A 25,698-nucleotide genomic window follows, 5' to 3' on the forward strand; every position below is an offset into this window, starting at 1 on the left:
ACCTTATCCCCCACTATTTCTATTGTTTTACTGCTCCATCTGTGATTCCCGCAATTAATTGCTTGCTGAAAATTAAAAAGATAAGAAGTAACGGCAAGGTTGCAAGTAATGTTCCGGTAATCACTAGTGGATAGTTCACACTATATAACCCTTGTAATTGTGTTAAAGCCAGCATCAAGGTGTATTTCGCTTCATCATTTAAGATAATCAGAGGCCACATATAATCATTCCATGCGCCCATAAACGAATACAATGCAAGAAAAGCCATTGCTGGTTTCATTATGGGAACCGCAATTTTATAATACGTCTTAAAAACTGTACAACCGTCTAGTTTTGCTGATTCCAATAGGCTATCTGGAATGGCATCCGTACAATATTGTTTAATCCAAAATATCCCAAATGCATTCGCCATACTTGGAATAATCAACGCTTTGTATGTCCCTACCCAGCCCAACATATCCATCAGATAAAACGAAGGAATAATATTCAGCTGTCCTGGAATCATCATTGTTCCTAATAAAAAGGTGAATAAAAAAGTTTTTCCTTTGAATTTCAACTTAGCAAACGCAAAGCCTGCCAATGAATCAAAAAATAAGATAAGAATGGTTGAGGTGATCGCAATAAATAAAGTATTGAGTAGTGAATTAAAAAAGGATGTTTCTTCAAAAACGGTACGGATATTATTTATAAGCTCGGACCCCAAAGTCAAGCTTGGCGGAGTTTTATAAATCTCACTGTTCTGTTTACTTGCCATAATAATCATCCAATAAAAAGGAAAGATTGAAAGGAATACCCCAATCAATAGAAACACACGTGTGACTATTCGAAAAAGCTTACTGCCCATAACTAACTACTCCCCCTTTATCCTATACGTTGTTAAGTACCAATTAAGAAGTGAAAAGATTAAAATGATAATCACTAATGCCCAGGCAATCGTTGAACCATAACCAAATTGGTTTCGACCAAATGCTGTATTATATAAATAATAAACGATCGTCATCGCCCCACCTTCTGCTGTGGCACCCGATGGCACAAGTACTTGCGCCTCTGAGAAGACCTGCAGTCCACCGATAGTCGACATCATAACTGTAAACAAAATAATCGGCTTTAATTGAGGAATGGTGATATTCCAAAAAATCTGCGCACTAGATGCCCCATCAATCACAGCTGCTTCATAATAATCATTAGGAATTTTAATAATCCCCGTGAGATAGATAATCATGTTGTAGCCCAAATACTGCCAAATATTAATTGAGGCAATAACAATTCGGACCCAAAATGGGGATTTCAGCCAATCAATAGGCGGTAACCCGAGTAAGCCTAGTAACCCATTTGCTAAGCCATCTAAGTTTGAAAAAATCAAACCAAATAGAATCGTCACCGCTACAACAGAAGTGATGTTAGGAAGAAAGAAAACAGTTTTCAAAAACTCTTTATGCTTAATAAATTTTAAGTTAATTAAAAAGGCCACAATGAGTGCCACAAACAACATCGGAAACGTACCAACCACCCAGATGATTAGAGTGTTTTTTACAGCTAAAACAAAGTCAGTATCTTGTAATAAGCGGGCAATATTATCAAAGCCCACAAACTGTATATTCCCAATCCCATCCCATTTGCTGAATGCTAAAACACCTGAAAAAATAATTGGAAACAAGCCAAACAGAAAAAATAAGATGTAAAACGGAGCAATAAATAGATAAGGCGAAAGACGTTCAAAATTAATTTTTGTTCTATGTTTACTTTCTGAAACTGGTTCTTTGATCTCCATATTAGCCTCCAATTTACCGTAGCAAACATCCGCTGATATTTGCTACAGTAATCATTTAATTAAGAAATCTCTTCTACTTTTTTTGTGGCATCTGTCCACGCTTTTTCTGGGTCTTTTCCTTGTTCATCGACCAAGGTCATTTGATCTTCGAACACCTTGATTGCTGCTGTTTCACGACTATCAAATGGCACATATTTTAGTTCATTTGCAGATTCAATGAAGTATTGATTGAATTTTTCGTCTCCAAACAATTCATTGTTGACATCCTTGAATGAGTCATCGAAAACTTTTTTGTTAGAAGGGAATAGACTTAATTCCTCATAGTTTGATCGTTGATTGTCTTCGTTTGTTAAAAACTTGATAACTTCTGCTGCTTCTTTTGGATGATCAGTTGTTTTTAAAACAGCTAGATATGAGCCTCCGTAGTTAGAAACCTGTCCTGGAGATTTTGCAATTAACCATTCTCCTGGTTTCACACCGACATCAACTAAGTCGGCAATTCCCCATGATGCTTGAAGCATACTTCCAAACAATCCCTGTTGTGTCGAATTTGCACCTTCAGAAGTATTGGCTTTAATTCCTAATGTATACCCATTTTTTTGTGCTTCAACAACATAATCCCACGCTTCTTTTAGCTCGCCATCAGCAAAGGTCAACTCCCCATTTTCGTCGTAGACATGTTTGGTCATACGGCGTGTTCTTTCTTGCAACAAAGCTGTCGCCGATTGGAACATTGGCTTATCAGCTTTCTCCTTCATTTGTTTTGCTGCAGCCATCAAGTCTTCTTCTGTTTTAATTGTTTGACTAACAGTTTCTGGATCTGTTGGTAATCCGGCCGCTTCAAATGCCGCAATATTATAAAAGAGTGCTGTCGGGCCAATATCGATTGGCATAGCAATTTGTGTCTTCTTATCGTTGGTAAAACAAGATGCCCATTTCCACTCGACGTATTGGTCAGCTAAAGCTTCTGTATCGTAGTCTTTTAAATTGACAAACTTGTCTGCATAAGGTAAATAATCTTGAATATTACTATTAATTGCTGTAATATCTGGCGCTGAATTAGAGTTCAAGCTTGCTTTTAGTTTGGTATCAAAATCATCGTTTGCTGGAATCTGTTTAAAGCTGATTTCATAATCTGGAAATTCTTTTTTAGCAGCTTCCATCGCTGATTTGCCAATCGCACCGTTATAATAGTTAACTGACAACTTAACTTTCCCCGAAGAGCCTGAATCAGAATTTGATCCGCACCCCGCCAAAAGAACACACCCAAGCAACGAAACTCCCAATAGTTTTACTACATTTGTCTTTTTCATAATATCCTCCTATTATAAATTTCTGAGATAATCGAAGCTTTCCTGCATACTATTAAACATGCCAATGTGTGAATAATCCTGCTCTATACAGTAATACTCAACACCACTCGCTTTGCCCCATTCAATAATCGCTTTAAAGTCGACATCTCCTTTTCCTAATTCGGTTAAATTATGTTCCATATCTTTTGGATCAAATCCCTTAATGTAATCCTTCAGATGAATGATTGGTGCTCTATTATGGAATTTTTTGATCTCTTCTACTGGATTTTTCCCAGCAACTGACATCCAATAAGTATCTGGTTCAGACAGAATCGATAGCCCTATTTCAGGTGCAGTAATATAATCAAGAACCGTTTTCGAATCAATTTTTTCATTAAAATCATACTCTGGACAATGTAGCCCCACTTGAAATCCTAGAGGTCTCAACATGTCCTGAACCTTCAACAATTGGTTTTTCGTTTTGATATAACCTTCTCTATGCTGCTCCTCATCATCTATGTACTTGTCATAGATAACCTTTGAACCAAATAACAGTGCTTCTGCAACAATGCCGTCAATATCATTGAAAAATCGCTCATGTTTTATGTGCATTCCAGCAATTTCAAAGTTATATTTTTTGACTAACTCATTAATTTCTTTAGGATCATGCCCCCGCATCCCATCAAGCTGAATGGCTTTAAACCCGATTTCTTTCAAGCTTTTGAAGGTTTCTTCAGGACTTTTTTCAAGTTCGTGTCTCAATGAATACATTTGTGCAGCAATCTTTTTAACTTCCACTATTTTTCCCCCTTTCTTAATGTCGCCAATTCTTCATCGCTCAAATGAATTTTCATTGTGTCTAAAGAGTCCTGCAGCTGCCACTCTTCTTCTGGGCCGACTGTTGCAAAACTAGGAAATTTTTGTTCCAAAACATAGGCTAAAGCAATCTGAACAGGTTTTACGCCTTTTTCTTTTGCAAAAGCATCACATAATTCTAAGCGCTTCCAATTCGATTCATTAAAATACACATCAACAAATTCTTTCATCTCTGGATTTTCACTATCCTCTTTCGAAAATCGATGAGCGAAAAATCCTTCTGCTTGAGAAGACCATGAGATCAAAGGGAAATCATTGGCACGGTGCCAGTCAATCATTTCCTCATCGGCAGTGATACTATTTTCCCATCTCGCTTCATTAACTGATGCCAAACTAAAATTAGGGCTATTAAAGGTCGGTGGGTACAATTGGTTTTCTTCACAATATTGAACGGCTTCTTGAATACGTGACAATGTCCAATTGGATACGCCAAAGCTCTTAATCTTTTCTTCTTTTACTAGTTCATTCAGTGTTTGCATTAAAGGTCCTACTGGGACAGTCGGATCATCTCTATGAAGTAGCAAAACATCGACGTAGCTTGTGCCTAACATTTCCAAGCTAGTCGCTAAATCTTCACGGATAGCCTGAGGATTAACACGCGCGGTATGTGGTGCTTCTCTTACAGGATGACAGCCCTTAGTGATAATCTTGTAATCACTTCGTTTTTTTCCTTGTAACCACTTTCCGATAACAGGTTCACTTTCTCTATAATGTCTGGCTGTATCAAACGTATCGCCGCCAGCACTGACATAACTAGAGAACATTCTGTCCACTTTCTCCATTTGGTCTAGCTTTAGGTAGTCACTTGAACCTAAAATAATTTGGGAAAGTTCAAGTACACCAGTTGGCGCATTTACACTTCTTTTCTTCATATTGACAACCCTTTCATTTATGTTTTATTTGAGTTCCTACTTGCATGGTACCAAATGGGAAAATGCCATTCAAGTCGATGAATAACATTAAATAAGCGTTTTCATTTTAAAAAAAGTCATTCAAACATTTGCTTTTCTTCTAAAGAATCACTAGGCTCAATTTATAAACATTTATGGAGGGATCATTATGCTGACTATTAAGAACCAATCATTCACTATCCTACAGTTCACAGATATTCATATTGGACAATACCCATTTGTCGAGGAAGATCTTCTGACGCTTAAGAAAATTGACGAGACCTTACAAACAACTCCGGCTGACTTAATCTGTATTACTGGGGATCTAATCTGGTCTGAGGGAGTAACTAATCCTGAAAAAGGGTATCGAGCGATTATCGATATTTTGAATAACTATCAAATTCCAGTTGTGATTACTTATGGCAATCATGACTCTGAGGAAGGACTCAATCGAACGACTTTAAGGGATTACGAAAAAATGATCAAAAATTTTGTAACCAAGTCACATAGTTTTATAGATTCTGATGACAAAGAAGCGTTCACTGTCGAAATTAAACAAAACAATGAAGTCGCACATGTTCTTTACTTTTTTGATTCTGGTTCTGAATCACTGATCGACCTAGAAGGCTACGACTGGGTGTCTCTAGAGCAAGTTGATTGGTATGAGAAAACCGCTCGTCTTTATAGAGAAAACGGTCATATTAACAATGATTTAGCTTTCCTACACATCCCACTCCCTGAGTTTGAACAAGCAGGCGAACACATCATTGACGGTTCGTTCTGGGAGATGAATCCACGGATTGCGTCACCTAAGCTAAACTCTGGTCTATTTGCGAGATTCCAGCGAAACCAACACATTCAAGCTATCTTTTGTGGCCACGATCATGATAATAACTTTGAAGGACTATTTATGGGAATCCACTGTATTTACGGTAACGTCACAGGCTACAATTGTTATGGCGTCCTACCAAGAGGCTACCGTAAGATTGTTCTTTCCGATGGGGCATTCAAGACACAGATTGAGCACTGGACACGCAACAATTAAGTCAGCTTTCGTCAAAAGGATTGACTCTAGCAGATATCTTCTCAGTTTCCCTAAGGTGATTTCCCTAAAATTTCTTAATAGTAAAACACCAGCACCGTGGATACATACTATCCCGTTGCTGGTGTTTTTGAGGTGAGCATCTCTACATTTCGACCATTTTATATCAATAGTTCCGCATAAGTTTCTTGCAAAGTTTTGGTATCATCTAACAATAGATGAGGTTTTTCAGCAATCTTATCAATTAAAGTCATGAACATTTTCAACTTTTTCCCATCGACTATTGATAAATCCGCGACTACCACGAGCTGTTCTCCATTCAAAGTCACTTTATCCGGATTTTCATAACGAAGGATATGAATTTTTTCAGTCTCTTTGTTCAAAGAGAAATAAACCGATACAAGCTCTTGTTGCCCTACACGTATATGATGATATTCTGTTAAAGAAGAAGAAGCATACTCATTTACTGGAAAATCTTCTAAATACAGTTGATTATTAATTCGCTCAACTTGAATGAATGGTAATTGAAGTTCGTAATCATATGCCGACATAAAAATATTCTTCAAAGAAGCCACATATTCTGTTTCGCTCAAGGTCTCATCCGCATAATACATGGGACGATAAGTAATCCCTAAATTTTTACCATACTCAATACAAAGGTAATAATCATAGTCATGTTGTCCCATAATCTCCAACTCAGAAAGGACCTTGGTATCAATTCGATCAATATACTCAGAGAAATGAGATTGCAAATTGAATTTTAATTGTTGAGTAGCTAGTCGTCCATCTAAAGCGATGATGGCTAATTTCAGCTTTTTAGGTTCCAACTTAATTCGATTAATCGAGCCCAAGATTATTTCAAAAACCAAATATTCCTCGCGTACAGACAAATGATACCCATAACTACGGGCAAACTCTTTTGCGCACAATTGCGTATAAAAATAAGCAATCGGACGCTTTTTCATTCCCTCTTCATAGTCATGAAACCCAAAATCAATATCATCAGACACGCCCAATCTGATTTTCAAACTCACTGGAATCATAATCTTCAATAAATCCTTCATTACAGTAAAATCATCAAAAAAATTCACACCCAATTCCTTTGAAAAAAATTTCAGTAGATAGTTTCTAGTCTCTTCTGCTAAATCGATCAAAACACCATACCGTTCGTGACTGCAATCCTTAAAACGATACAAATCAATACTCATGATTGCAACGCTCGTCAATACTTCTTTGATATCATCTGCAAATTCAAAACCAGGTAATTGATTCCGTAATTTGTGGGTCAGTTCATCCACAAATTGATATTCCAAGGTCTCTTGAAAAGCAAAATCAATTCTTGGTAAAATAACACGAATTGTCTGTCCTTTTAGCAACTGATTATTAAAATATAATAACAGCAACATATAACGTTCCACATACAAGTCCGAAAAAACTAAATCAAGCGGAATTAGTGTATTAAGCAAAATATTACGGATTTTCGAAAAGGTTTCTTGATTCGTAGCAAAGATTTCATCAAAGTCTGGCACCTGATAAATCTGTGGAAGTGGATCATTAAAATAACGACACAATCGAATCGCACACAATAACTTTGCAAATTCCGTCCCCTCAATCATTAACCCCTTCTGACGATGGCGAACCACACTTAGTTGGTAAAAAGCAAATACCTTTTCTGCTAGTTTCAACTCTCTTGATAAAGCATCTGTTCCGGATAAAAATAATTCATCGGCTAGATCCTCAAGCTCAATTGGACGCGCCGTGGTTAATAAACGTTTCATTATGTAATGAACACGCAAATCTGTCTCTGTATCAAGCTTTCTTGGTTGATACATTTGAAAGTATGTTTTCAGCTCATTAGACAGACTTTCCGTTTGATAAGACAGCGAATAGCCCATACCTCTTTTCGAATTCAACTGAATCCCTAACTCCGCTAATGCTGGCTTCATATTTTTAAAATCAGACTTTATCGTTCGTGAGGTGACATCTAATTCTTCTGCCAAAAACTCACTTGTCAGGTCCGTATCAGAGCGAAGTAAGATTAAAAAGAGTGCCTTGTAACGTAGATTTTCTTCAAAAAATTGACGTAACCGATCAAATTTCAACTCCATGTTCTCACTCCTTTCAATCGTATTATTGGCACTAAAAGGACAGGAGCTTCCTCCCATCCTCTATGTCTTCTCTACTCTAAATAAAATGCTTGAATCTGTGCTATTTCTTCTGGCGTCACCGAAAGCTCTTGTTTGACATACTCCTCAATCGTCTCATACTCTTGGATGATTCGCTCATAAGAAGCTTCAATAAACTCTGGTCGTGTTTCAATAAGTGAATACAAATAGTTTAATATAGATTCATCTTGCGTAATATTTCGATAATTTGCCATTTTTGCTTCATTTCTAGCTAGTCGATTACTATACGTCAACATATAATCCGCGATAATATCTGCTTTTGAGACACCCAACAGACCTAAGACTAGCATTGCCCCAAAGCCCGTCCGATCTTTGCCACCTCGGCAGTGTTGATCAATCGCGGACGCCCCAGGTTGGGCAATGATTTTTAACATCTCACGGAAGGCTTGTTTGGATTGTCCCTTTGTCACAAAATTATGATATTGTTCCATCACGATATCATATCGATCAACTAGTGCTCCTTTTTTTTGTTGCTCCGTAATACTCGCAATAAGATTCACATCCTCTTCTTCTTTAGAAGACTGAAACTGAGCCGAAAGTTCTGCTGTATGAGCATTAGGATCTAGATGATATGTTCGTGTATTTTCAGGAAAAATAGGGCTTGGATATTTCGCCATCTCTTCACTGCTTCGATAATCAATAATCGTCTGCAAACCCAATGAATTCAGATAGTCTAACCCTTTTTCTGTTGCATTCCCTGGTTGATCAGACCGATAAAGAACCCCCCATTTGACATGTTTCCCATCTTTCCCTTCGTAACCACCCATATCTCGAAAATTATTCATTCCTTCAACTGGTAGATTACGTGTTCCAATGATATAACTTTCACGTACATTTTCAATAATAAAATACGGACGCGTGTTAAAGTTCTCTCTAATTGTAATCTGTTTTTCTGTCGTTTCCAACAAGAATCGTTTATTCGCTGATAGCACCACGGGCTCATCTGTCACATAAACTTTGGTTGATTCCCTAACCTCTGAGTCTATTGTTAGTTCATAAATTCCTGTACCTGTTTCTATTACCGAAAACCGATTTTCCACATTTGCCATCCCCTTCTTAGCCAATTACCTTCACTACAGTCAGTAAAATTGAGATGACCATGATTCCCAAAATAATCATTGCCGCATGTTTTCCCTGTGTTTTTTTGAGTAATTTATAAACCCCAAATGTTACCAATAGAGATAACAGTCCAGGCATGACCTTGTCTAACATTTCTTGTAATAAAATGGTATTCTCCCCGGCTGAAAACTCTGCTACCAGATTGACTTTTACCACTGAGGCAATTAATGAGCCGATAACCATTAAACCAACCACATTGGCCATGTTAGAAACCCGTTGCATGATATCCGTTCCAGCATCCCCATTGATTACTTCCAATCCTTTTTTATAGCCCCAGTGAATACCATAATATTTACTCGCAATATTCACAATATTATAAAGAGCAAACATTAAAATAGGCCCAATCACATTGCCTGTTAATGCCAATGATGCCCCGATACTTCCACAAATAGGCAACCAAGTAAACTTCAATAAACTATCGCCAATTCCTGCAAGTGGTCCCATCAATCCCGTTTTAATCGCAACAACAGTCTCTTTTTCTTCCTCACTTGTTGTTTCTTCAATCGCCGCTGTAATTCCTAAAATTAACGCATCTGCATTGACATGGCTATTAAAGAATTGTAAATGTCGTTCCATCGCATGAATACGCTCTTCTTTTGGACGATCTTCATAAAGACGTTCTAGAACTGGTGTAAAGCTTGATAAAAAGCCGATTGCCTGCATAGACTCGAAATTATTCGTGATATTTAGAACTTGCATACGCCAAAACACACGCGTTAAATCTTTTTTCGTTAATTGTTTAGTTGCCTCCATTACAAATCATATCCCCCTTCATCTTCCTCTTCAACTGTATTCCCTTGTACAACAGCTGCCTTATTGCTTGATGCTAAATCATAAATCAAAGCAAACGGCAAAGCGATAAGTGTGATTGGCAAGACAGATAAATCAAGATAAACAGTTAGTGTAAAACCAATTAATAAAAATACCCACATTTCGCCTTTTTTGAGCATCATTTGCATTAACAAAGCAATCCCTACTGCTGGAATAATTTTCCCTGCAACAGACAAACCGTTCATAATATCCTTAGGTAAAGCGGCAACTACTGTTTCAATTGCATCCGCACCAAAGTATATAGCTAAGAAAGTCGGTAATGCACGAATCAAGAAAACAAAAATCATAGGAACAAAGTTGATTGTAAAGATTTTACTGAAATCCCCTGTCTTGGCCATTCGTTTTGCAATTGGGTTTAACATGACGATACTTGAGCGATACAAAATTAATAATTGCTGGGCTAATAATGAAGTTGGAACGGCTAAAGCTACTGCTGTCGCAACACCCCCACCAGACATAACCCCCAAGGCTGTTCCAATCGCTGTTCCCGAAATAATATCAGGTGCTGAATAGGCTCCTACGTTACCGATGCCCATCCACATAACTTCTAAAGTTGCGCCAATCAATAATCCTGTCTTCAAATCCCCTAAAATCAAACCAACAATTGGGGCAATCAATAACGGACGACGAATCATCTGTGTAGACATGTCGTCAATCCCGCATAAGCCAGCCCACGCTGAAACTAAGATAGCTGAAATCATTTATAACACCTCGCTCAATTTAATTTTTTCATCATTTGGAACCATTTGAATATCAATCGAAACACCTAACGCCATTAACCGCTCAAAGGCTGCTTTTTCGTCAGGTGTCACAGAAACTGTTTTGGTTAACCGCTCGCGACCTTCTTGATACCTCATGCCACCCACATTCAAATAGTCAATCATTAAACCGCTCTCAACCAACTCCAAAACATCAGTACTTGTTGAAAAAAGCAACATCGTTTGACGAGTAATCGGATTATTTTGCGCAATCTCAGCAAATTTTTTCACACCAAAAGCGCGAACATTAATGCCTTGCGGTGCCGACATCTTCAAAATATTCTGCTGTGTTTTATCTCCAGCAATTTTGTCATTCAAAATAATAATTTGTTCAATTTTATACGTATTTACCCATGTCGTTACCACTTGCCCATGTATTAGACGGTCATCAATTCTACAAAATTTGATCATCTTCTTCATCTTCCTCTCTAAAATCATCTTGTGTTCGAATCGTTTGTCCCGATTGATAAGCTACTTGAATCAATTCCTTAATTTTCTCAATTTCTTGCTGTCTGTTTAAAAATAATTCCAATAATAATGGCAAATTTAAGCCAGAAGAAATCAACAAATTATCTATAGCCATGAGATTTCCTGCCAGATTCATCGGCGTTCCACCTACAATATCTGTCACAACCACTAAACCTTTTGAAACATCCAATTTCGCTACTTTTTGTTTCAGCTCCTCTACAAGAGCCTCAACATTATCTGCTAAATGAACGCCTAACGTTTCTACGTTGTCCTGTGGTCCAATAATTAATTCAGCACTGTTCTTAGCCTCCTTCGCAAAGTCACCATGACTCATCAATAAGATTGCTGCTTCATTTCCCATCTAATCACTCCATTTCACTTGTTTGCTACAAATAAAGTATAGGTGACACGCATTTTTGATGAAACCCCTTCAATTTCACTATCGATAGTGAAATTGAAGGCGAGTAAACTCTAGCTGATAACAGAGAACAACTTCACTTGATAAACAAAAAGTTCCCATTACATTAGCTCTGGAAAAACCATTTCCAAGGGCTAAAATAATGAGAATCGATTTTTATTTATTAAAAATAGTTCGCAAAATAATTTAATCTCAAAGCCAAATCTACATTCAATTGACTAGTTGTTACTCAATCACTCTTCTTAGTGAAGTGATGCTTATGCTTTTTTTGTTTCACTTGATAGACTGCACCAACTAAGCTCGCATGAATCCTTAATTTTGTTGCAACAAGTGGAGGTTGAGGCTGGGACATAACTCTCTTTATCCGAATAAACGGTGGGTACATAAGCAACTCCATCTTCACTCCGTAAAACCACTTCGATCTCATCAATCTCTAAAGGTGAAACACCTTAAGAATTGAAGGACGTTGTTCCGCTCTCAACAACTTCTACGCATGAGACATGCTAGAGTTGAAGGTCTTCACTACGTAAAAACCACTTCGACCTCATCAATCTCTAAAGGTGGAACACCTTAAGAATTGAAGGACGTTGTTCCGCTCTCAACAACTTCTATGCATGGGACATGCTAGAGTTGAAGGTTCGGAAAATAAGCTGAAATTGCTGTGAAACACTATTTACAAAGTAAATAGATGTAGAACAGTACCTACCTGGTCACAAAAATTTGAAGAGCACCACGTAGGAATCAATCAACATCGAAAGAAAGGCTTTCGTGTTTCTTGTCATTTCCGTGAATTCCATCTACACTCCAATCTCATCAATTTCTAAAGGTGAAACACCTTAAGAATTGAAGGACTGCGTTCCGCTCTCAACAACTTCTACGCATGAGACATGCTAGAGTTGAAGGTTCTTATTGCTGTAAAACACAACGAAGTATGAGTTGATGTTGCACAGTACCTACTCGGTGCTGTAAAACACAACGAAGTATGAGTTGATGTTGCACAGTACCTACCCGGTTCTCGGAGTTAAACATTTCTGTCCCAACCCCAAACTCGAGAGCTGATTTGATTTTTTCGTGCTTGCTTGAAATCTCAAGCGATTTGTTGTAATTCTTGCCTAAATTCCTTATTTTTGCTAAGTGCTCCGCCTATATCAATGTCAATCCACTGCCTTTTCTGACCTACTTTCTTTATAGACAAACTTACCAGCTAGGTCTGCTGTACTATCCGAGCCAATCCAATAGTCAAAAGTGCCAAAATCTGCGACATTTGTTAGGTCATTATGGACATAACATAGCTCTGTTGAATAAATAGTAAACTGAACCTCTTTTTCTTCATTTGGCTGTAATTCGACTTCACGCCATTGCTTAAGCTCTCGCATGGGGCGAACTACCTGTGTCACACAATCTTCTAGATATAGTTGAACAATTTCGGTTCCCTTCATTGAGCCAGTATTTTTAATCTTCACAGAAATAGTCACAGGCTCTTCATTTGTCAGAATATCTGATGACTGACTTAATTGATTGTACTCAAACATCGTATAAGATAACCCATAACCGAAAGGATAAAGTGGGCTATTTTTAACATCCACGTAGCGTGTAACATAAGGTTTGTCTTCACTTTCTCTGGTCATAGGCCGACCTGTGCTGTAAAGTTGATAACTCAGTGGTAATTGACCAACTGCTCTTGGAAAACTCATTGGCAACTTGGCTTGAGGATTCACTTCGCCGACCAAAATGTCTGCTAATGCGCGTCCCCCTTCTGAACCTGGAAACCAAGCTTCAATAATCGCTTTAACCTGCGTATCAATCTCCGTCAAAACAAAAGGTCGCCCATTAAATAAAACCAAAACCAGATTTGGGTTGACCTCTGCCAATTCTTTAATCAAGTCTATCTGCTCTGATGGTAAAGTTGGGGAGGCTTTACTTTTATTTTCGCCAATTTCTTGTGATGTTTCGCCTAATGCAACTACCACCACGTCATTTGTCGCCGCGGCCTCTAACATCGCCCTTTTTTCCATTTCACTAATTGTTTGAGTTTTGCTTCCCACCACAGTCAGCTGCAGATCCTTTTCTTTTAACCCTTGATTAAGTGGGATAGCTTCCTCGAATTTCCCATTATAAGCCCATCCACCTAAAATATCACAAGAGGTCGCTTTTGATCCGACTAGAGCTATTCGTTTGTTTTTCTTCAAAGGTAAAATATGTGTATCATTTTTCAGCAATACAATCGTTTTATGAGCCACTTCTTTTGCTTGCTGTCGTAGTTCTTTAGAAGCGGTAAAACTCGACTCATTCTTCTTTATAGAGAGTAGTCCACGGTAAGGGTCTTCAAATAAGCCAAGTCGATTTTTTAAAGTCAAAACACGAAACACAGCTTGATTAAGTTGAGTCACGTCTTCTTCAGTTAATTGATTGGCTAAATAATGTTGATAACAATCACTGACCATTTCAATATCAACTGTCGCATCAAATGCCATCCTCGCTGCCTCTTGACGATTTTCTGCGACCCGATGCGCCACCAACTCTGAAACGGAAGACCAATCTGAAATAACAACTCCTGAAAATTCCAGCTCTTTTCGCAAAATGTCTTTTACAACTGCTGAGTTCCCCGTAGAAGGGACTCCTTTGATTGAGTTAAAAGATGTCATCACCAATTGTGCGCCTTCTTCTATCGCAGCTCTAAAGGCTGGCAAATAGTTTTGGTATAATTCTCTATCAGAAAGATCCACATGATTATAATCTCGTCCTGCTTCAGAAGCGCCATAACCGACAAAATGTTTCAAACAAGCAGCAATCTTTGTAAAATCTTGCGCCAAGTTCTGCCCTTGATATCCCCGAACATAGGCTCTTGCCAGTGCCGAAGATAAGACCGGATCCTCTCCATTACTTTCCATCACTCGTCCCCATCTGGCATCTTTCACATGATCAACCATTGGAGAAAAAGTCACTTGAATCCCTGCTTCAGAAGCTTCTTTTGCAGATAAAGCCGCCGCCAATTCAACAACCTCTGGATTAAAACTAGCAGCAAGTGCTAAAGGAATCGGAAAAATTGTCTCATATCCATGAATGACATCGGCCATAAACAATAACGGAACTTTTAATCGGCTCTTATCTAAATAAGCCTTTTGGATCTGAATAACCTGTTCGGCGTTTCGCGTTCCAAGAACAGAACCTGCTCTATTTCGTTCTTTATGACTATATTCCCAAAAAGCCATAGGACCCGTAATTTCGCCTGACTCAGAATAATAATCTGGTGTTAGTTGAACAAGCTGGCCGATTTTTTCTTCAATCGTCATTTCCCCCAATAATTCATGTAACTCTTGTGCGTTCATTCAATCTCACTCCTGTTCGTTGTTATAACTTGTGTACCAAATAAAGGTAACAATCGGCCCGGTACTGCTACTAATTGACCAATCAAATGATCATAAAAAAGTAGGCCCACTTCATTCGACTCTAAATCTTCTACCACATTGGTTGGTAAGTTCCGTTAAGGCGTAACAAAGCTTCTAAATAAAAATAATCGCTATAAATCAGAGAAACGTGTAGGGAGCACTCATCATGATATGCGCCTGTTCCATAGCCAATAATTCCATCTGTGTCTTCATTCCAGTTTGTTGCTTTATTACTAATTGCTCGGACCATTTCTGTCGCTGCCTTCATATATAAATCTTTTTCATAATCGGGCACATGCTGACTTATTTCAAGAAGCCCACAAGCGGCACATAACCCTGCTGAGGTATCATATTTCACAGGTTCTTTGGGCGCTCTAAAATCAACCGGTGGAATTTGACTATCATCGATATTCGCTAAAAAATAATGCGCTACTTGTTTTGCTGCAGCCAAATATCGACTGTCTTTTGTATGCGTATAGTTCAGTACAAAACCATAAATTGCCCATGCTTGTCCTCGAGTCCACGAAGACCCTGGTTCATATCCTTGTCCACCTGGCGTTTCTTTACTATTTCCTTCATCATCAAAAATTACGATATGGTTCACAGACCCGTCTTTTCGCAAATGATTATTTAAGACTTTTTCTGCATGTTGTTGGGCCATCAATGCAAATCGTTCATCCTTTGTTTCTTGCGTCGCCCAATATAAAAGTGGAATATTCATAAGACTATCGATAATCACCCATGTTTGATTGTCACCATTCCAAGAACGCAAGTAACCACCTTTTAGGTTAAAGCGCCCAGCAAGTAAAGTCGCTGCATGAAGTCCTCTCGTTTTTGAGCGCGGATTGGCGAATCTGCGATTGTGTGCCACAGCGGTGTGTAACCACATAAACCCAACATCATGATGTAATCCATCGAACACAGACATCGCTCCATCAAGCTGTTCTTCTAATCGTTTTGCTTGCTCCACATATTGGTGATTGCCACTATAATCTGCTAACTGCCATAAAATCCCACCCAAAAACCCATTTGTCCACCAAGTAATATCCTCTTTTTCCATATCTTGTATATAAAAACCCTCTTTGGCAAAATGAGGAATTTTATCTTGTAGACGAGTCAATTCAATGGCAAACTTCTTTTCAAATTTCTTAAGGTCTTCTCTGACCCACTGCTTATTCACCTCTACCATCGCTCTTCTCCTTCTGTTATTTCTATAATCACGTCACTATCTTTTCTTAAATCCAATAAACAAAACCGTTCGCTCATTGTCTGTCTATTCATTTTCTAATGAGTCGATTCAAAAGTAATGTTTACTTCTATCTCCGCTTTTTGCTCTAATTCATAACTAGCTTGAATCAAATAGGCCGTTTTCGTCTGTGCATCATGACTTGGATACTCGACTGCTAGGATAGTAAGTTTGTCCGTCTCAAAGGCTAAACAACAGGTACTTTCTGCTGTCGTAAGCGTTACACTACACTGATTTATTTGCGGTTCATAAAAGGTAACGAAGTTTTCAACCAAATGATTCTTTTTGTGAGAAAATTCGAAATAGTCAACTATTCGGCTTTTGTTTTTAGAAAGCTCACACTCGATCTTTCGGATGTATTTGTTTACTCCGGCTTCTTTAGGATAAACCTCGCTTATTTCCATTTCTAAGTGACTATCCTCTTGAAAGACTTGATGGGCTCGATAATTTCCCGCTCGTTGGTATTGTCCATTAATTACAGGGACTGAATGCCCTTTTGAACTAGTAACCAAAAATTCGTATCGTTCTTCTTGAAAATAGCTTTTTACATACTCTCCTGCGCCCAAATCTGTTAAAAAAATTGTTTGATTCATTCCAGCAATCAGATGACCGACATCATTATGATTATGACTTTCTTCATTCGACCCAGCTTTTGCCGCAAGAAAACATTGGCTCTGTGAATCGCGAACAAATAACCACTGAGCATCCTGCAAATAAGTAACACCTTCTGACAAACTATCTCCTATTTTTTCTTTTGCCCAATGAACATTTCGCATAATGTGAGCAAACCGGTAACAATGGTCATCATCTAAGTGGTTAGGTGTGACAACTGGCGGGATCGGTACGCCTAAGTGCTCCTTGCAAAAGGTTAACAATCCTGTCGGCAATAGGCTTTGCGTATAGTCGGAGAATAACACAAACTGCTTATTTGTTAACATTACTGCATGAGGAAAGCTTGCAATCCGTTTGATTTTGGACCCTGTGAGATAATGACTATCTCCTAATATTCGCTTATATAACTCTGCAAAATAGATGTAATAACCAAACCCATATGCCCAGTAACCGACTCCTTCTAGGCAAGCACCATCCTCTTGAAAACTATCTAAATACGTTTGCATGCAAAGAGCTACTTTCCCCAAAATCTCCTGTTGAAAAGAAGAATTTTTCTCTAACTGATATAACGCCGCCATTCCGATTGAGCCTGCTACTACCGCACTCCAATTATTCCCACTTGTTTCCCAGAACCAAGTTTGTGATAGAAAAGGTTGGAAAATTCGCTTGTCAATTTCATAATCAATACGATGTAAGAGCCATGGATCAAACCTGTGTCCGAGTAAATGCTTGATTTCACTTAGTGCTTGCCCTGTTTCTGCAGCAAATAAATCAACACATGGTGTTGCTTGGTTAAACAAGGTCTTCACTTGTGTCGGAAGATGAGCCGGAACCGCCCATGTAAACTCATTACAGATTTCCCATATCACATCACTTAATACATTTAGTGTCGCAGGGTCTTCATTGTCATAAGCGGCTAGAGCTAACGTTGCTAGTTGGCGACGTCGAGCAAAATACTCCTTTTCAAAGGTTTTCCGATTTCCTGTATCAACATAACTAATATATCCTTTGTAGTGAAGAGGCTGGACGATTTTTTGTTGAACATAGTTCTGTGCTGCTTCTTGAATTTCTTGCTTTAGAGGCGCAACAAATGAACTCATATAGCGGCTCCTTTCTCATATTGGATAAAAATTGGAAATAATTGTTTACAAACAAAAAAGGCAACTGTTGAAAAACCGACAAGTAAGAATAATAAAGTTCCTAGTGCGAAACAGAAGGTATTCCAAGTCAAAAATAACCCATACATTCCTATACACCCCACTACAAGAAGCGTTCTCTGCCAATTTAACGCAGCAATCTGTAAAGAAGTCTTCATCGAATGAATCAGTCCATCTTCATAGCGAGCGTTATACGGAAACAAGAACAAGAATAAAATACTCATGATTGCCAACAAGACAACTAGACTAACTGCTCCAATAAACACACTACTGTTCTGTAAATAACTTAGGCAATAACTACTGGTTAGAACAAGCCCTGAACAAATAAACAATACCCCAGTCAATTGGAGCCCTCGTTTTATATTTTCTTTAAAAGCGCTCAGATAATGTGTTACAATCATGCCTGAATCCTCATTCATCGCCAGCTTCATGGCAACTGTATTAAGTGCAAGCAAGCTTGGGCCAATGGTAACTATAGGCAGACTTGTGACAATAAATAGGACATTTAACCAAAATAAATCAATCACTTTTGCTAAAAAGAGAGACATCTTACTTTGCGGATTAAAAAATAATTTCATCGTAAATACTCCTATCCTTTAACAGAACCGACCATGACCCCTTTTACAAAGTACTTTTGCAAGAAAGGGTAAATACAGAGAATTGGTAACGTAGATAACACAATAGCGGCATACTTGATTGTTTCTGCAAATGTATTAATATTTTCAGGATCTGCTCCGTCATTTAGCATGTTACTATTTGCCAACAACACCGCACGCAAGACATTTTGAATCGGTAATAGGGCGTTATCCTTAATGTAAATTGATGCAGCAAACCAGCTATTCCAATGTCCAACACCATAATACAAAAGTAAAACGGCTAGAGTTGGTTTGATTAAAGGAACAATAATCCTAAACAAGATAGTCATGTCTGTCGCACCATCCATACGAGCTGATTCAAACAAACTCTCAGGGATAGCATCAATGGCCGATCGACAAATAATCGCGTTATAGATACTCAAACAGCCTGGAATGACCAATGCCCAAATATTGTTGTATAATCCCAGTCCTTTTTGATTCAAATAACTAGGAATTAGACCCCCACCAAAAAACATGGTGAATAAGAAAAAGGAAACGATAATATTTTTCCACATGACGTTTCTAGCAGCCATAAAGTACCCACACAAAAGCGTCATAATCATATTCAAAGGTAAGGAAAGAATCAAAATCAAAAAAATATTTTTAAAGCCTCCAGCAATCAACGGATGTGCTAATGCTTTTGAAAACGCACCTAAAGTAAGAGGCTTTGGCCATGCAAGAGCACCTCCACTTGCCGTAACCTGTGCACTTGTTGAGAATGAAGCGACCAAAACATACCAGAGTGGATAAAAACAAACAATAATCAAAAATATCATAAACAACGTATTCAACACATCAAACGTCTTGCTTGCTACGCCTTCATTTACTTTCGTTTTATTCATGCAAATGCTCCTTTCTTAGAACAACCCTGAGTCAGTTGTCTTTTTAGCAATTTTATTGGTGACGATAAGAACCAAAATATTCACGATATTGTTAAATAAGCCAATTGCTGTTGAATAACTAAAATCGGCATTTAATATCCCCATCCGATATACATAAGTGGAGATAACATCAGCCACTTGATAGGTAGAAGGAGAATAGAGAAGCAAAATCTTCTCAAATCCAACGTTTAGAATCCCACCCATTCGTAAGATAAATAAGATAATAATCGTCGAGCGAATGCCAGGTAAGGTCACATGAATCATTTGTTTCAAGCGACCTGCCCCATCGATACGAGCTGCTTCATATTGTTCTTGATCAATTCCTGACAAAGCAGCCAGATAAATGATGGAATCCCAACCAATCGTCTGCCAGATACCCGAAATGATATAGATAGGTAAAAAGAGACTTTTATTTGCCAATAAGTTTGTCTGAATAAGGCCAAAATTCCCTAAAAAGTGACTGATAAATCCATCTGATTGAGTGAATACTTTAATCAAACTACACATAACTACCATCGAGATGAAATAAGGCATATAGGTAACGGTCTGAACAACTCGTTTAAACACCTTGTTCTTAATTTCGTTAATCAACAAGGCTAAGAGAATTGGGGCCGGAAACCCAATAATAATACTCCAAATACTGATACGAAATGTGTTAACAATCACTCGTTTAGCAGATGGATCTGAAAAAAATCGGGTAAAGTTTTCAAGTCCCACCCATTCGCTTCCAGCAATCCCTAGTTGTGGTTTAAAATCTTGAAACGCAATTAGGATGCCATACATCGGCTTATAGGCAAACAGAATAAAGTAAATAATAACCGGTAACACCATCAAGTATTTTAATTTGTTCAATTTAAAATCTTGTTTGACTCTGTAACTGAAGGATTGTTTCTTTATTGCTTTTTCTGGTACAGCATTTAATAACATAATCATGACTCCTCTTCTTCATTTTTTAACTTCCTTTTTGACCCTGTATTGTCTTTCCATACCTGTATCATACGAAAACGCTTTCTATTACTGAATAGTAGAATTTTAAGATTATAAGGACAACATTAAGCAAATCTTCTTCTCTATTTAAGTAAACCCCGACTAGCTTAGTTTTTTGGTCTCTATCCAACAAATCTTTTCTATCCTTCTCGTTAAAACAAATAAAAAAGCTATCTCCAAACGGCCTTTTATAGGACTGTCTCTAACACTTAGAACAAGCAAGCCTAGGTTCAATTAGGTCCCGACCTCACTCAAAAAGAGCTGTGCTGAAGATTATTCTTCAGTCACAGCTCATCTATTTTCTACCTACTTAGATAACGATCGTAGGCATCTTGATTAATTTTTTGTAAATCCTTAAGACCTAAATCATTCATTTCATTAACAAAATCGTCAAATGTATCCAATGAACGATCTCCGGTAATAAAATCATACGTATTTTCTTTTACATAAGAATCCAACGTATCTTTGATGGTGGCCACTTGTTTTCCTTCCTCTGAGGTAAACGTCAATGGGACATTCAAACGGTGTTCTCTCGCTTCATCATTCTTATTGTACCAAGTAGTTGATACAGAAGTTTTTAATGGGTCATCCTCTGCACTAATAGCTGTTGCTTCTACCTTTTGTAAGCCCAATCCTGTGCCACGATTTCCTGTATACAACGTTTTCGCTTCAAAAATACCCAATTCATTTTTAAAGACTTTATCTGTAAATTTAGGAACGCCGTCAACCATTTTCCATGAATCGCCTTCTTTACCAAAGTTCCAATAGTTTGAACCTTTTTCAGTGAATGCAAAATCTAACCATTTAAATGCTTCATCTAAATCTTTTCCTTTACATGACTTAGTAATCACGTATGTCGGAAACTGAACAGAGCCATCATCAAAGATTGCCGCACTTGGTTTCCCATTTGCTTGATCTGGATAAATTGTTGGGACCCATTCAGCCTTTGTGTTACTTGATTTTGCATTTTCATTGAAGACCGTTACCTGTGAAGCGTAAGAATTAGAAATCCCGACTTTATCATTAGCCACCTTTGTTTTTAAGCCTTCATCATCTAACGTCACAATATCCGGATCAATATACCCCTTTTGATACATCTTGTTCATCCAAGTCATATACTCTTTCCACTCGGGTTGCGCTTGAGCAAATTGAATCTTTTTATCATCATCTAGATAAAATGTTGGGATAGCTGTTCCATATGCCCCAAATGCTCCTGCAAATCCTGGATCCATCTTATCGTATACCCAAGCCATATTTGCGCCATATTTATCTTTAAAGGTCTTAAACGTTGTTTCCCATTGCGCGATATTTGTTGGCATAGGCAACTTGTTTTCATCTAACCAATCTTTTCGAATCATTGGCCCAATGAACGTTGCAGGCTGTCTCGGATCTCGGAAAAAGCCGAAGCCGTAGTATCGTCCACTATCCGTTTTCATTGCCTTATCAAAATCAGGATTTTCTTGCAAGAACTTCCAATAGTTTGGTGCCTTTTCTTTCAACATATCTGTTAAGTCGTAAATAACATCATCATCAATATATGATTGCGCGTCATTTCTTACTCCATAACAGATGATATCAGGTAAGGTTTTCTCTGACATCATTAAATTAAACGCTTGGACTGAATCTGTTCCCTCAGATGGAAACTGCCAATCCACATCCACACCCGAAGCCTCTGCCAAGCCTTTATGAAACGGAGATTCGCGCCAGCTTGATACGGTTTGTGAAGGCATAGTAAACGGCGTCCATAAAGTTACACCATCAGCCTTCTCCGCCCCTTTGTCCTCACTTGAGCTGCCCTTAGAACCACAAGCAGTCAATAACCCCAGACAAGCAAGTGTAGCAAAAGCCAAGGTAAGTTTTTTCTTCTTCATTTTTGTTCCTCCCATTTATGCTTTTTGATTACATCATTACTATACAAAAACGCTTTCAACTTTCGAATAGTACTATTTTAAGATTATAAGGACAAATTTAACTTGTTTGATTCCGCTTTCATTCATTGGATAGACTCCCTGCTTATAATTGATGCGCCTAAATTTACTAGTTCTATAGATGGATACTTCTTCTCCTCATAAATGGGCACGCCGATACTGCTGAGGGGTCATATGATATTTTTCCTTGAATACCTTGATAAAATACTGTGATGTACGATAACCAACTAGTTTTCCGATATCAGAAACCATCAAATTTGAATCCATTAAAAGTTGAGCCGCAGCCTCCATGCGTTTGTTAGCCAAATAAACAGAAAAGTTTTCACCTGTTTCTTGTTTATATAGTTTTGATAAATAGGCTGGATGGACATAGACTTTGTTGGCCACTACCTCTAATGTTAGGTTTTCACTCAGATTTTTCCCAATGTACTCATTAACCCGATCAATGACTCGCTTCACCGAGTTTTTTTCGTTTGCCTGAGTAAACAGCTTCTTAAAATATTCACTGAGCTTCGCTTTAAACAGCTCGGTTTGTGCCATTTCTAACAGAATGCCAGGATCAACTGGGATTTGTTGCCCCAATAATACAGGTAAACATTCTAGTAAATAGATCAGTTTTTCTGAACCTTGCGCTTGCTCATAACCTTCTTCAAATATCTTCAGGTTACGCTCTTCTGTCTTTAATTGTTGCAAGGCAGGAAGGAATAACACCTTTTTCAAATCTTTCTGGCGATAGTTTTGATTGGCAAAAAAACAATAGAAGACTTGTCTTAATTGATCACTATTTTCAAAAGAAAACGGCTGAGAGACAGTCGCTTTTGGTAACTGATCAACATACTCTTTTGGTAGAAAACCAAAAGAGGTCTCTTTAGCGGACCAAATGACTACCGCTTCGCTTGGCTGCACCACTCTCCCTTTTTGTTTAAAGAAAACATACGATGTCTCTGGTATGATTTGCGGGTTAACTTCTGGTGTTGCATAAAAACCGACATTTGTAATCAGCCAGTTAAAATGATCAATTAAATGTTCAGGATTTGCTGGCTTTGATGGACAATGATGCGTTACATATCGTTGTAGAGCTGTTTCTAAATCCAACTTTGTAATTGGTTTTAACAGATAGTCCTCTACACCATAATGAATCCCCGTTTGCGCATACTCAAAATCTGAATAGCCTGAAAGAAACATCACATGCGTCTTGGGATAGTCTTGGTGAATCATTTTAATCAAATCAAGGCCACTGATACCAGGCATTCGAATATCTGAGATAACCAAATCAATGGCTTTTTCTTGTAAAATTTGTAGTGCTTGTTGAGGTTGACTTGTCGCTAGTACCTCTGTAAATCCGTAATGTTTCCAGTTGATCAAATGTTGTAAGTATTCGACAATATAAGATTCATCATCTACGATTAAAACGCTCATCTTTTTACGTACCCCCATCCTTAATAATTGGAATCCACATTGAAACAGTCGTTCCATACCCTTTTTGTTTCAGATCACTTTGAATCAACAAGCCACTTTTTACACCATAACGATTGATTAGACGTTGATGGACATTCCAAAGTCCTACACTACCATCTGTTCTGGGTGTATCCTTACTAATTTGTTCATAAAGCTCCTCAATTCTCTGATTACTCAAGCCCACTCCATCATCAATGACAGAAATACGATAACCTTCTTCTTCCTGCTCTACTACCAAATTCACTTCATGACTTCCCAAGCGCATCTCTACACCATGGAAAATAGCATTTTCAACTAAAGGCTGTATGACTAGCTGCATAAATGGCTGTCTCCCTAACGCTTCTGGATAATCAACATAAAAATCGATTTCCTTACGTAAGGCCAAGATTGTCAAGTAGTTCTCTGCTAAGGTTAACTCTTGCTCAAGCGTTACCTCGGTCGTATTCTTTTTTGTCACATACCGGTAATAGTCAGCCAAATGACTCGTCATCATCACTACAGCTTTGGGCGAGGTCTCGGCCATCGACATGATAAACAGCAAGTTATTATAGAGAAAATGAGGATTGATATGTGCTTGTAATTGCCGGAATTCAGCAGTCTCTCGCAAAACAGTTTCTTTTTTCAAGCGAATTAATAAACGCTCTGTCTGATCTAGCATCGTGTTGTATTTTAAAAAGACATAGTTAAAATCTGAATCGCGTGACATTGGCATTCGTGCCGAATAATCACCCTTCTCAACTGCCGATAAAGCATGAAACATGTTTTGCATATTTCGATAGATTTTACTATAAAACAAGGCCAACACCAAAAAGGCTAAGGTCGTCAATAAAGCTAGAATAGACCCTGAGAAAACGACCGTTCGAATCATTCGTTTCGAAAAGATGCTCGTATCCAAATACGACGTCAACCAAGTCGCTGTTCGTGCATTATATCGTGACAAAACTTGATAATTTTTACCATCTAAACGTAGTTCAACTATAGCGGGCAAATCGTCCTTAGCAATCAGTGTGTCTATTTTCGCTTGCAGGCTCTTTGGTATTTGATTCACTTGAATAGATTGACCATCCGAAAAAGAAAAAAATGTATGGATATCCGCATCATTGTTTGAATCAGCTAACAAGTCATAAATAAAATCCTGCCTTATTTTCCCAGCAATTGCGTAATTAAAACTATTCGTTTGAAACGTTCGTGCTTGAAATGGTGAAAAATTGACATAGTATAATGACACCCCGTCTACTCGATACCAACCCGATTGATCGACTTCTTTTAGAAAATCAGTTATTTTTTTTTGATTCTCATCATTCATTGAATTTGAAAATACATATTGTTGCGCGCTTTGGTAAAAGACCATTGCTGAACCAAGGACCTGAGAAGAGCCTGCAGCGTTTTGTAAACTAGAGCGCACACGTTCTCGGCCATGAATGACCTCATCCGTCTCATCTGTAGTAGCGATCTTTCGGTAGTTTGCAACGTCCTGATTTTTTAATAACCCCGCCACGCTGAACTGAATCGATTGAAATGCATTATCCAGACGCTTATCCATATAGTTCAACTGGCGTTCAGCATTGTTTATGACATCGTTTTCAATTTGTTTGACAGATTGATAACTCATGATGCCAAATGAAACAAATATGACTACAATAAATAAACAGTAAATTAATAATAAATATCGCATGGACAATAAACGTTCTTGGTTTTTTTTCTTTCTCATTTTGGCCCCTTCTCTGTAAGTGTAATGCTTTAATTCTACTTTC

The 25,698-nt window shown here is 38.0% G+C and carries 21 protein-coding genes; 1 reads left to right on the top strand and 20 read right to left on the bottom strand.

Features of this window, described 5'->3' with window-relative positions; genetic code table 11:
• Positions 1 to 19 precede the first annotated feature (19 nt).
• Genes IGI37_RS15015 through IGI37_RS15035 form a run of 5 tightly spaced genes read right to left on the bottom strand, consistent with a single transcriptional unit; the run spans position 20 to position 4,811 of the window.
• Positions 20 to 844, bottom strand: a complete 825-nt coding sequence (locus IGI37_RS15015) for a carbohydrate ABC transporter permease (RefSeq protein ID WP_438762874.1) — start codon at positions 842 to 844, stop codon at positions 20 to 22.
• Positions 845 to 850: 6 nt separating this feature from the next.
• Positions 851 to 1,771, bottom strand: coding sequence for a carbohydrate ABC transporter permease (locus IGI37_RS15020; RefSeq protein ID WP_438762875.1), 921 nt, complete (start codon positions 1,769 to 1,771; stop codon positions 851 to 853).
• Between the two features lie 59 nt (positions 1,772 to 1,830).
• On the bottom strand, positions 1,831 to 3,084 hold the full coding sequence (locus IGI37_RS15025) for an ABC transporter substrate-binding protein (RefSeq protein WP_438762876.1): 1,254 nt from the start codon (positions 3,082 to 3,084) through the stop codon (positions 1,831 to 1,833).
• A 12-nt stretch (positions 3,085 to 3,096) separates the two neighbouring features.
• Complete coding sequence (locus IGI37_RS15030) at positions 3,097 to 3,861, bottom strand: sugar phosphate isomerase/epimerase family protein (RefSeq protein WP_438762877.1); 765 nt, start codon at positions 3,859 to 3,861, stop codon at positions 3,097 to 3,099.
• Complete coding sequence (locus tag IGI37_RS15035; protein ID WP_438762878.1) at positions 3,861 to 4,811, bottom strand: aldo/keto reductase; 951 nt, start codon at positions 4,809 to 4,811, stop codon at positions 3,861 to 3,863. Before IGI37_RS15035 ends, IGI37_RS15030 begins: the two co-directional genes overlap by 1 nt.
• A gap of 187 nt (positions 4,812 to 4,998) precedes the next feature.
• Between IGI37_RS15035 and IGI37_RS15040 the strand changes: the two genes are divergently transcribed.
• The gene (locus IGI37_RS15040) at positions 4,999 to 5,874 is read left to right on the top strand and encodes a metallophosphoesterase (protein ID WP_438762879.1); all 876 of its coding nucleotides are present in this window, start codon (positions 4,999 to 5,001) and stop codon (positions 5,872 to 5,874) included.
• A gap of 158 nt (positions 5,875 to 6,032) precedes the next feature.
• Here the strand turns inward: IGI37_RS15040 and IGI37_RS15045 are convergent, their stop codons facing one another.
• The 15 genes from IGI37_RS15045 to IGI37_RS15115 form a co-directional block, all read right to left on the bottom strand.
• A complete protein-coding gene (locus IGI37_RS15045) occupies positions 6,033 to 7,979 on the bottom strand; it encodes a BglG family transcription antiterminator (protein ID WP_438762880.1) in 1,947 nt (648 codons plus the stop codon).
• A 71-nt stretch (positions 7,980 to 8,050) separates the two neighbouring features.
• Positions 8,051 to 9,121: a tyrosine-protein phosphatase gene (locus IGI37_RS15050; protein WP_438762881.1), complete on the bottom strand. Its 1,071-nt coding sequence runs from the start codon at positions 9,119 to 9,121 to the stop codon at positions 8,051 to 8,053.
• Positions 9,114 to 9,929 carry a PTS system mannose/fructose/sorbose family transporter subunit IID gene (locus IGI37_RS15055; protein WP_438762882.1) on the bottom strand — a complete coding sequence of 272 codons (816 nt, stop codon included), beginning with the start codon at positions 9,927 to 9,929 and terminating at the stop codon, positions 9,114 to 9,116. Before IGI37_RS15055 ends, IGI37_RS15050 begins: the two co-directional genes overlap by 8 nt.
• A complete protein-coding gene (locus IGI37_RS15060; RefSeq protein ID WP_438762883.1) occupies positions 9,929 to 10,708 on the bottom strand; it encodes a PTS mannose/fructose/sorbose/N-acetylgalactosamine transporter subunit IIC in 780 nt (259 codons plus the stop codon). Before IGI37_RS15060 ends, IGI37_RS15055 begins: the two co-directional genes overlap by 1 nt.
• Entirely contained in the window at positions 10,709 to 11,185 is a 477-nt protein-coding gene (locus IGI37_RS15065; protein WP_438762884.1) for a PTS system mannose/fructose/N-acetylgalactosamine-transporter subunit IIB, read from the bottom strand.
• Positions 11,160 to 11,594, bottom strand: coding sequence for a PTS sugar transporter subunit IIA (locus tag IGI37_RS15070; RefSeq protein WP_438762885.1), 435 nt, complete (start codon positions 11,592 to 11,594; stop codon positions 11,160 to 11,162). The genes IGI37_RS15065 and IGI37_RS15070 overlap by 26 nt, the downstream gene beginning before the upstream one ends.
• Positions 11,595 to 12,805: 1,211 nt before the next feature.
• The gene (locus IGI37_RS15075) at positions 12,806 to 14,980 is read right to left on the bottom strand and encodes a glycoside hydrolase family 3 N-terminal domain-containing protein (RefSeq protein WP_438762886.1); all 2,175 of its coding nucleotides are present in this window, start codon (positions 14,978 to 14,980) and stop codon (positions 12,806 to 12,808) included.
• Positions 14,981 to 15,110: 130 nt separating this feature from the next.
• Positions 15,111 to 16,229: a glycoside hydrolase family 88 protein gene (locus tag IGI37_RS15080; protein WP_438762887.1), complete on the bottom strand. Its 1,119-nt coding sequence runs from the start codon at positions 16,227 to 16,229 to the stop codon at positions 15,111 to 15,113.
• Positions 16,230 to 16,324: 95 nt separating this feature from the next.
• Positions 16,325 to 17,998, bottom strand: a complete 1,674-nt coding sequence (locus tag IGI37_RS15085) for a hypothetical protein (protein ID WP_438762888.1) — start codon at positions 17,996 to 17,998, stop codon at positions 16,325 to 16,327.
• On the bottom strand, positions 17,995 to 18,633 hold the full coding sequence (locus tag IGI37_RS15090) for a YesL family protein (RefSeq protein WP_438762889.1): 639 nt from the start codon (positions 18,631 to 18,633) through the stop codon (positions 17,995 to 17,997). Before IGI37_RS15090 ends, IGI37_RS15085 begins: the two co-directional genes overlap by 4 nt.
• 11 nt (positions 18,634 to 18,644) lie before the next feature.
• A complete protein-coding gene (locus tag IGI37_RS15095) occupies positions 18,645 to 19,532 on the bottom strand; it encodes a carbohydrate ABC transporter permease (protein WP_438762890.1) in 888 nt (295 codons plus the stop codon).
• 15 nt (positions 19,533 to 19,547) lie between these two features.
• Positions 19,548 to 20,504, bottom strand: a complete 957-nt coding sequence (locus IGI37_RS15100) for an ABC transporter permease (protein ID WP_438762891.1) — start codon at positions 20,502 to 20,504, stop codon at positions 19,548 to 19,550.
• A gap of 356 nt (positions 20,505 to 20,860) precedes the next feature.
• Positions 20,861 to 22,429: a hypothetical protein gene (locus IGI37_RS15105; protein WP_438762892.1), complete on the bottom strand. Its 1,569-nt coding sequence runs from the start codon at positions 22,427 to 22,429 to the stop codon at positions 20,861 to 20,863.
• 195 nt (positions 22,430 to 22,624) lie between these two features.
• Positions 22,625 to 23,905: a response regulator transcription factor gene (locus IGI37_RS15110; RefSeq protein WP_438762893.1), complete on the bottom strand. Its 1,281-nt coding sequence runs from the start codon at positions 23,903 to 23,905 to the stop codon at positions 22,625 to 22,627.
• A gap of 4 nt (positions 23,906 to 23,909) precedes the next feature.
• Complete coding sequence (locus tag IGI37_RS15115; protein WP_438762894.1) at positions 23,910 to 25,655, bottom strand: sensor histidine kinase; 1,746 nt, start codon at positions 25,653 to 25,655, stop codon at positions 23,910 to 23,912.
• Between the last annotated feature and the right edge of the window lie 43 nt (positions 25,656 to 25,698).

It is taken from the genome of Enterococcus sp. AZ194 (genome assembly GCF_051713825.1).
Lineage (GTDB): Bacteria > Bacillota > Bacilli > Lactobacillales > Enterococcaceae > Enterococcus_K.

What these genes read in the sequence shown, in the direction of transcription:
- IGI37_RS15015 (WP_438762874.1), bottom strand. Translation starts at nt 844, where the DNA reads ATGGGCAGTAAGCTTTTTCGAATAGTCACACGTGTGTTTCTATTGATT.
- IGI37_RS15020 (WP_438762875.1), bottom strand. Translation starts at nt 1,771, where the DNA reads ATGGAGATCAAAGAACCAGTTTCAGAAAGTAAACATAGAACAAAAATT.
- IGI37_RS15025 (WP_438762876.1), bottom strand. Translation starts at nt 3,084, where the DNA reads ATGAAAAAGACAAATGTAGTAAAACTATTGGGAGTTTCGTTGCTTGGG.
- IGI37_RS15035 (WP_438762878.1), bottom strand. Translation starts at nt 4,811, where the DNA reads ATGAAGAAAAGAAGTGTAAATGCGCCAACTGGTGTACTTGAACTTTCC.
- IGI37_RS15040 (WP_438762879.1), top strand. Translation starts at nt 4,999, where the DNA reads ATGCTGACTATTAAGAACCAATCATTCACTATCCTACAGTTCACAGAT.
- IGI37_RS15045 (WP_438762880.1), bottom strand. Translation starts at nt 7,979, where the DNA reads ATGGAGTTGAAATTTGATCGGTTACGTCAATTTTTTGAAGAAAATCTA.
- IGI37_RS15055 (WP_438762882.1), bottom strand. Translation starts at nt 9,929, where the DNA reads ATGGAGGCAACTAAACAATTAACGAAAAAAGATTTAACGCGTGTGTTT.
- IGI37_RS15060 (WP_438762883.1), bottom strand. Translation starts at nt 10,708, where the DNA reads ATGATTTCAGCTATCTTAGTTTCAGCGTGGGCTGGCTTATGCGGGATT.
- IGI37_RS15065 (WP_438762884.1), bottom strand. Translation starts at nt 11,185, where the DNA reads ATGAAGAAGATGATCAAATTTTGTAGAATTGATGACCGTCTAATACAT.
- IGI37_RS15070 (WP_438762885.1), bottom strand. Translation starts at nt 11,594, where the DNA reads ATGGGAAATGAAGCAGCAATCTTATTGATGAGTCATGGTGACTTTGCG.
- IGI37_RS15075 (WP_438762886.1), bottom strand. Translation starts at nt 14,980, where the DNA reads ATGAACGCACAAGAGTTACATGAATTATTGGGGGAAATGACGATTGAA.
- IGI37_RS15080 (WP_438762887.1), bottom strand. Translation starts at nt 16,229, where the DNA reads ATGGTAGAGGTGAATAAGCAGTGGGTCAGAGAAGACCTTAAGAAATTT.
- IGI37_RS15085 (WP_438762888.1), bottom strand. Translation starts at nt 17,998, where the DNA reads ATGAGTTCATTTGTTGCGCCTCTAAAGCAAGAAATTCAAGAAGCAGCA.
- IGI37_RS15090 (WP_438762889.1), bottom strand. Translation starts at nt 18,633, where the DNA reads ATGAAATTATTTTTTAATCCGCAAAGTAAGATGTCTCTCTTTTTAGCA.
- IGI37_RS15095 (WP_438762890.1), bottom strand. Translation starts at nt 19,532, where the DNA reads ATGAATAAAACGAAAGTAAATGAAGGCGTAGCAAGCAAGACGTTTGAT.
- IGI37_RS15100 (WP_438762891.1), bottom strand. Translation starts at nt 20,504, where the DNA reads ATGATTATGTTATTAAATGCTGTACCAGAAAAAGCAATAAAGAAACAA.
- IGI37_RS15105 (WP_438762892.1), bottom strand. Translation starts at nt 22,429, where the DNA reads ATGAAGAAGAAAAAACTTACCTTGGCTTTTGCTACACTTGCTTGTCTG.
- IGI37_RS15110 (WP_438762893.1), bottom strand. Translation starts at nt 23,905, where the DNA reads ATGAGCGTTTTAATCGTAGATGATGAATCTTATATTGTCGAATACTTA.
- IGI37_RS15115 (WP_438762894.1), bottom strand. Translation starts at nt 25,655, where the DNA reads ATGAGAAAGAAAAAAAACCAAGAACGTTTATTGTCCATGCGATATTTA.